The organism is Actinotalea sp. C106, from assembly GCF_023630195.1.
GTDB lineage: Bacteria > Actinomycetota > Actinomycetes > Actinomycetales > Cellulomonadaceae > Actinotalea.
The window spans coordinates 1-6,237 of the sequence record NZ_JALPKN010000193.1 but is presented as its reverse complement, the minus strand read 5'-3'; the positions used below and the strand labels follow the sequence as shown (position 1 = coordinate 6,237).

General features: G+C 74.9%; 7 protein-coding genes. 3 read left to right on the top strand and 4 right to left on the bottom strand.

Annotated elements, in window-relative coordinates; all coding sequences use genetic code 11:
- The 3 genes from L0B03_RS12620 to L0B03_RS12610 all read left to right on the top strand — a co-directional run.
- On the top strand, positions 1-1,111 hold a 1,111-nt coding region (locus tag L0B03_RS12620), incomplete at its 5' end, for an ABC transporter permease (protein WP_250446256.1).
- Positions 1,112-1,272: 161 nt separating this feature from the next.
- Complete coding sequence (locus tag L0B03_RS12615) at positions 1,273-2,310, top strand: TIGR03557 family F420-dependent LLM class oxidoreductase (protein ID WP_374204948.1); 1,038 nt, start codon at positions 1,273-1,275, stop codon at positions 2,308-2,310.
- Positions 2,307-3,095: a coenzyme F420-0:L-glutamate ligase gene (locus L0B03_RS12610; protein ID WP_250446253.1), complete on the top strand. Its 789-nt coding sequence runs from the start codon at positions 2,307-2,309 to the stop codon at positions 3,093-3,095. The genes L0B03_RS12615 and L0B03_RS12610 overlap by 4 nt, the downstream gene beginning before the upstream one ends.
- Here L0B03_RS12610 and L0B03_RS12605 read toward each other — a convergent pair.
- From L0B03_RS12605 to L0B03_RS12590, 4 genes are all read right to left on the bottom strand, one after another.
- Positions 3,077-3,823 (bottom strand): 2,3-bisphosphoglycerate-dependent phosphoglycerate mutase, encoded by a 747-nt coding sequence (locus L0B03_RS12605; RefSeq protein ID WP_250446251.1) that lies wholly within the window; start codon positions 3,821-3,823, stop codon positions 3,077-3,079. The genes L0B03_RS12610 and L0B03_RS12605 overlap by 19 nt on opposite strands.
- On the bottom strand, positions 3,820-4,398 hold the full coding sequence (locus tag L0B03_RS12600; RefSeq protein WP_250446247.1) for an HhH-GPD-type base excision DNA repair protein: 579 nt from the start codon (positions 4,396-4,398) through the stop codon (positions 3,820-3,822). The genes L0B03_RS12605 and L0B03_RS12600 overlap by 4 nt, the downstream gene beginning before the upstream one ends.
- Positions 4,399-4,417: 19 nt before the next feature.
- A complete protein-coding gene (locus tag L0B03_RS12595) occupies positions 4,418-5,191 on the bottom strand; it encodes a putative F420-0 ABC transporter ATP-binding protein (protein WP_250446246.1) in 774 nt (257 codons plus the stop codon).
- Positions 5,188-6,237: putative F420-0 ABC transporter permease subunit (locus L0B03_RS12590; RefSeq protein WP_374204947.1), on the bottom strand; the 1,050-nt coding region annotated here is incomplete at its 5' end. The genes L0B03_RS12595 and L0B03_RS12590, both read right to left, overlap by 4 nt.

Genomic DNA, 6,237 nt, shown 5'->3' with positions numbered 1-6,237 from the left:
GCTCGGTGGCCCCGCGCGGGGCAACGTGACCCGCAACCCGCGCCGCACGGCGAGCACCGCGGGGGCGCTGATGATCGGGATGGCGCTGGTCGGGGCCGCCGCCGTGCTCGCGACCTCGACCCAGGCCTCCACCCGGGCGATCGTCGAGAACGAGTCCACCGCGGACCTGCTGCTGCAGTCGGCCACGATGGCGGTCCCGGCCGAGGCGGCGCGCGAGGTCGGCGAGGTCGACGGCGTGGGGACGGCCGACGTCCTGGAGGTCACGACGGTCACCGTCGACGGCGAGGCGCGCACCGCGATCGGGGTCGAGGCGGGGATCTTCACGCGCGCCCTCGACGTCACCGTCGTCGAGGGCGCCCTGGACCGCCTCGAGGTCGGCGAGGTCGCCGTCCAGCGCGGCACGGCCGAGGACGAGGGCTGGGCCGTGGGCGACGAGCTCGAGGTCCGCGGCCCCGCCGGGACCCTGAGCCTGACGGTGGGGGCGATCATCGACTCGCGCGCCATCGGGGTCCCGCTGGTGGTCGCGCAGGAGGAGTACCGCGAGCTGGTGCCCGCGGCGCAGTCCGTCATCGACTCGGTCTTCGTCACCCTGGCCCCGGGGGCCGACGTCGAGGACGTGCGGGCAGCGATCACCGAGGTCGTCCGGCCGTACGTGGTGGTCACGGTGCTCGACAACGAGGAGTTCGCCGACCAGATCGCGGACCAGGTCGACCAGATCCTGGTGATCCTCTACGCGTTGCTGGGCCTGTCGATCGTCATCGCGGTGCTGGGCATCGTCAACACGCTGGCCCTGTCGATCGCCGAGCGCACCCGGGAGATCGGGCTGCTGCGCGCGGTCGGGCTGGGCCGGCTCCAGCTCGCGACGGTGGTCACGATCGAGTCGGTCCTGACCGCCGTGTTCGGGACCCTGCTCGGGGTCGGCATCGGGGTGGGCCTCGCGGCGACCCTGCCCACGGTCTTCGCCGACGAGGGGCTCACCACCCTCGTCGTGCCGTGGTCCCAGCTGGGGGTGGTCCTCGGGCTCGCCGTCGTGGTGGGGGTGCTGGCCGCCGTCTGGCCCGCGGTCCGGGCGGCGCGCCTCGACGTCCTGGACGCCGTGTCCTACGAGTGAGGGCGCTGGTCGCCCGGCCGCGGAGCTCCCCGCGGCCGGGCGACCAGCCCCACGAAACGCCACCGTGACACGACGGCGGCTACTGTCGGGGCAGGGGCCCGTCCGGGCGCCCGCGAGGCACGAGCACGACGTGCGGCACGAGCAGACGTGAGGTGGCGGTAGTGACGGAGTCGGGACTGGCGGGGTCGGGGCTGGCGAAGTCGGGGCTGACCATCGGGTACGCGGCCATGCTCGAGCAGTTCCACCCCACCGAGGTGATCGAGCTCTCGGTGCTGGCCGAGCAGCACGGCTTCTCGGGGGTCATGGCGGCCGACCACTTCCAGCCGTGGGTGCCCCAGCAGGGGCAGAGCGCCTTCGTGTGGAACGTGCTCTCGGCCCTGGGTGAGCGCACCGTCGGGGACCTGGGCCCGGGGGTCACGGCTCCCACGTTCCGGTGGCACCCGGCAATGGTCGCGCAGGCCTCGGCGACCCTCGCCGCGATGTACCCGGGCCGGCACTGGCTGGGCCTGGGCTCGGGGGAGGCCCTCAACGAGCACGTCGTGGCGGGCTACTGGCCCGAGGCCCCCGAGCGGATCAACCGCATGTTCGAGGCCATCGAGATCATCAACAAGCTCTTCGCGGCCTCGATCGCCGGCAAGGACGTCAAGCACGCGGGGCCGTTCTACAAGCTCGAGTCGACCCGGTTGTGGACCATGCCCGAGACCGCGCCCGAGATCCTCGTCGCGACTGCCGGCCCGGTCACCGCCAAGCGGGCGGGCCGCCACGCCGACGGCCTCATCACGGTCGGTGCACCCCTCGAGAAGATCTCGGGGCTGTTCGACCGGTTCGACACCGGGGCCCGCGAGGCAGGCAAGGACCCCTCGACCATGCCCAAGGTCCTCCAGGTGCACATGTCCTGGGCCGAGACCGACGAGCAGGCGATGACCAACGCGCTGACCGAGTGGCCCAACGGCGGCATGAAGTTCCCCAAGGGCGACATCCGTTCCCCGCACGACTTCGAGCAGATGGCCAAGCTCGTGCGCCCCGAGGACTTCGCCGGCCGCATGGTCGTCTCGGCCGACCCGGACGAGCACCGGGCCGCGATCCAGAAGTACGTCGACCTGGGCTTCGACCGCATCTACCTGCACAACGTGGGCCGCAACCAGCGCGAGTGGATCGAGGTCTTCGGACGGGACGTGCTCCCGCAGCTCTCGCGGTGACCCGTCTGACCGTCTGGGCCCCTGACGGCGTGCCCGAGGTCGCCCCGGGGGACGACCTCGCGGCCCTGCTCGGTGAGGCCCTCGCCACGGGGCACCCTGACGGCCCGCCCGTCGACGGTGACGTCCTCGTGGTGACCAGCAAGGTGGTCTCCAAGGCCGAGGGACGGGTCGTCGCCGCGGCGGACCGTGAGGCGGCGATCACGGCGGAGACCGTCCGCGTCGTGGCCTCGCGCGAGCACCCCGGCGGGGTCACGCGGATCGTGGAGAACCGGCTGGGCCTGGTCATGGCCGCAGCCGGGGTCGACGCCTCGAACACCCCCGAGGGCACCGTCCTGCTGCTCCCGCTCGACCCGGACGCCTCGGCCCGCGCCCTGCGCCGCACCCTCGAGGCGCGGTTCGGCGTCCGCCTCGGGGTCCTCGTCTCCGACACCGCGGGGCGGCCCTGGCGCCACGGCCAGACCGACCTCGCGATCGGCGCCGCGGGGGTGCGCGTGATCGAGGATCTGCGCGGGGGGGTGGACACCCACGGTCGGCCCCTCGCGGTGACGATGGCCGCCGTCGCGGACGAGCTCGCCGCGGCCGCCGAGCTCGTCAAGGGCAAGACCGCCGGACGCCCGGTCGCCGTCGTCCGGGGATCGGGGCACGTCACGCCCGAGGACGGGCCCGGTGCCCGTGCCCTCGTGCGGCTCGGCCCCGAGGACATGTTCGCCCAGGGCACCGCCGAGGCCTACGCCGCAGGCTGGGCCGCGGCCCTCGCCTCGCTCGGTCAGGTGCCGCCCTCGTGAGCGATGCGCTCGGCCTCGCGCTGAGCGCTGTCCGCGTCGAGGTAGGCGCCTCCGCGGGGGAGCAGGGCGCCCTCGGGGGCCAGGTCGTAGCGCAGCGGGTGGCCCGCGGGGAGGTTGAGCTCACGGACCTCGTCCTCGCTCAGGTCGTCGACGAGCAGGCACAGGGCCCGCAGCGAGTTGCCGTGCGCGACGACGAGCACGGTGCGGCCCTCGTCCAGCGCGGCGCGTAGCCGCTGCCACTCGGGCCCGACCCGCCCGACGACGTCGTGCAAGGACTCCCCGGCCCCGGGCTGAGGCAGGCCCGAGCCGGGCTCGGTGTACGACGCACCCCAGCCTGCGGCCTGGTCGGCGCTCGCGGGCGGCGGCGAGCCGTGCAGGGTCCGGCGCACCGACAGGTACGCCTCGGGCCCGAGGGTCGCGCGGGCCTCGGCCTTGGGCACGTCGGTCAGGTTGCCGTAGTCCCGCTCGGCGAGCCGCCACGAGGAGCGCAGCGGGACGTCCTGCCACCCGCCGGCCTCGACCGCGAGCTCGGCGGTGCGCGCCGCCCGCCGCATCGGCGAGGTGACGACCTCGTCGGGGCGCAGGCCGTCGGCGGTGATCAGGTGGCCGGCGGCGCGGGCCTGCTCGGAGCCCAGGTCGGTCAGCCCGACGTCCAGGAGACCGGTGAAGGTCTTGCTCGCGTTGGCGGTGCTCTGACCGTGCCGCAGCAGCAGCAGGATGCCGGTCACCGGGTGCCGCGAGCCGCGGCCTTGGCGGCCTTCTTGGTCGCCCGGACCTCGAGCAGGCTCTGCTCGTCGGTCACGTCCGCGATCGACCGGCGGGCCCCCTGCTCGCCGTAGGGCCCCGCGGCCTCCGCCCAGCCGCCGGGCTGCACCTCGCGCTGCTTGCCCAGCAGGGCCAGGAAGATCCGTGCCTTCTGCTCGCCGAAGCCGGGCAGGGCCTTGAGGCGGCGCAGCACCTCGCGGCCGTCGGGCTCGCCCTCGGACCAGAGCCGGGTCACGTCCCCGCCGTACTCCTCCAGCACGGCCGTCGCGACGGACTGGATCCGCCCGGCCATGGACCCCGGGTACCGGTGGACGGCGGGCGGCGTCGCGCAGAGCGCGGCGAACTCCTCGGGGTCGGCCCGGGCGATGCGTTCGACGTCGAAGCCGCCCATGCGCTCGGCGATCTTCTGCGGGCCGGCGAAGGCCGTCTCCATCGGCACCTGCTGGTCCAGGAGCATGCCGACCAGCAGGGCGAAGGGGGTCTCGTCGAGCAGCCGGTCGGCCTCGGGGTCACCGGTCATCCAGAGCGGGGCAGCCATGGACCCATGGTGCCACCCGTCACCGGGGTGCGAAGGTCAGGACCGGTCGTCCCGTCTCGGGGTGATCGAGGACCAGGCACCGCACCTGGTAGACGGGCTCGAGCACCTCGGGTCGCAGCACCGCCGCGACCGGTCCCGTCGCCACGACGCGGCCGGCCTCGAGCAGGACCAGGTGGTCGCAGGCCGCAGCCGCGAGGTTGAGGTCGTGCAGGGCGGCGAGGACGGTGACCCCTCGGGCGGTCAGGCCCGCGACCGCCGCGAGGGTGTCGAGCTGGGCGTGCACGTCGAGGTGGTTGGTCGGTTCGTCCAGGAGCAGCAGGTCGGGCTCCTGGGCCAGGGCGCGGGCGAGGTGCACGCGTTGACGCTCGCCCCCCGAGAGGGTGGCCAGTCTCCGGTCCGCGAGGGCCTGGACCCCCGCCTCGTGGATGGCCCTGGTCGCGGCAGCGTGGTCCTGGCCGGTGAAGCCGCCCCAGCGCGAGGCGTGCGGGGTCCGCCCCAGCAGCACGGCCTCGCGGACCGAGAGCGGCGCCGTCGCGCTCGACTCCTGCTCGACCAGGGCCACGCGTCGGGCGCGGGCCCGGCGCGGCATGGTGAGCAGGTCCGTGCCGTCCAGGAGTGCTGCCCCGTGCGCCGCGTGCTGGACCCCGGCGACCAGGCGCAGCAGGCTCGACTTGCCGGCCCCGTTGGGGCCGAGCAGGCCCGTGAGGGCGCCGCGCGGCGGGGTGCAGTCGACGTCGTCGACCACCAGGCGTCCGTCGACCGACCAGGCCAGGTGGTCCAGGTGCAGGCTCATGCGAGGTCCCCGCTCGCGCTGCGCCGCTGCCAGAGCAGCAGCGCGAAGACGGGGGCGCCGAGGAAGGCCGTGACGATCCCGACGGGCAGCTCGCGCGGCTCGAAGACCGTCCGGGCCGCGGTGTCCGCCCACACCAGGAAGGAGGCGCCGACCAGGGCCGTGAGCGGCAGCACCCGGTGGTGGGCGGCGCCGACGACGAGCCGTACCGCGTGCGGCAGGATCAGCCCGACGAAGCCGATGGCCCCGCTGACCGCGACCAGGGCGCCGGTGAGCAGCGCGACGACCGTGAGCAGCGCCCAGCGGGTCCGCCCCACCCCGATGCCCAGGGCGGCGGCCGCGGTGTCACCGAAGGCGAAGGCGTCCAGGGTCCGCGCGCTCGCGAGCAGGACGGGCAGCAGCACGACGACGGCGCCCAGGGAGATCGCGACCGAGCTCCAGGTGGCCCCGCCGAGGGATCCCATCAGCCAGCCGAGGATCTCGCGGTAGGAGTCCCCGGTGGCGGACCAGAAGATGACGAAGGAGGTCCCGGCCGCGCAGAGCTGGGCCACGGCGAGACCCGCCAGCACCGTGCGGGCCGGGGTGATGGTGCCCAAGGACCCGGCGAGGGTCAGCGCGGCGGCGAGGGCGGCGACCGCCCCGACGAAGGCAGCCACCGGGAGCAGCACGCCGACCCCGAGCACCAGGACGGCGACGGCGCCGAGGGAGGCCCCCGAGGACAGCCCGAGCAGGTAGGGGTCGGCCAACGGGTTGCGGGTCAGGCTCTGCATCACGGCCCCCGCGACGCCGAGCCCGGCGCCCACGGCCGCCGCGGTCAGCACCCGCGGCATGCGCAGGTCCCACACGATGCCGTCGTGCAGCAGGCCCAGGGTGGCGGTCGGGTCGACCGCGGCGCCCAGGGCTGCCCGTGCGTGGTCCGCGAGGGAGCGCCAGACGTCGGTCGGGGCGATCTCGGCGGGACCGACCGTGACGGCCACGGTCACGCTCAGCACCAGCAGCACCGCAGCCACCGCCGTCGCCGCCCAGGCCGGGAGCCGGCCCCGAAGTCG

Coding starts and splice junctions, on each gene's coding strand:
- L0B03_RS12600 (WP_250446247.1), bottom strand. CDS start 4,398: ATGGCTGCCCCGCTCTGGATGACCGGTGACCCCGAGGCCGACCGGCTG.
- L0B03_RS12595 (WP_250446246.1), bottom strand. CDS start 5,191: ATGAGCCTGCACCTGGACCACCTGGCCTGGTCGGTCGACGGACGCCTG.